Annotated in this window: 1 protein-coding gene; it reads right to left on the bottom strand. The window is 71.8% G+C overall.

Going from position 1 to position 705, the window contains the following annotated elements; genetic code table 11:
* Positions 1 to 705: response regulator (locus tag KUM32_RS41310; RefSeq protein ID WP_217146778.1), on the bottom strand; the 705-nt coding region annotated here is incomplete at both ends.

Genomic DNA, 705 nt, shown 5'->3' on the forward strand with positions numbered 1-705 from the left:
CGGATGCGTTCCATGAGGTGCAACAGGTCGTCCCCCCGGTGCCCGCCCAGCACCAGGGAGCGCCAGGCGATGCGCAGGCAGACGCCCAGTGCGGCGGCGTCCGGGCCGTGCCCGCTGACGTCGCCCACCACCGCGTGCAACAGGCCGTCGTCACCCTCCACCACGTCCAGGAAGTCCCCGCCGAGCAGGGTCATCTCGGCACCGGGCAGATAGCGGGAGGTGACGCGCACCGTGGAGGTGTCGAGGAGGGGCTGGGGCAGCAGGCCCCGCTCCAGCCGGGCGTTCTCCTCCGCCCGCAGGCGGGCCGCCTGGGCCTCGGCGTTCGCGCGTTCGGTCTGGCTCCGGTAGACGGCGTAACGCACCGTCCGGTGCATCAGGTCCGCTTCGACCTTGCCCTTGACGAGGTAGTCCTGGGCGCCGGCGGCCATGGCCTCGGTGCCCGCCTGGGCCTCGGACAGCCCGGTGAGGACGATCACCGCGGTGTGCGGGGCCAGGGCCCGGATCGCGGTGACCGCGTCGGTGCCCGACGCGTCGGGCAGGTGCAGGTCGAGAAGGATGCAGTTGATCCGCCTGTCGGCCAGGGCGGCACGGGCCTCGGCCAACGTGGTGCGCGTGGTCAGCTCGAACCGCAACCCCGTGTCGTGGAGGAGTTCCTCCACCAACAGGGTGTCACCCTCGTCGTCCTCGATCAGCAGGATGTGATAC

The organism is Streptomyces sp. AC627_RSS907 (genome assembly GCF_019049165.1).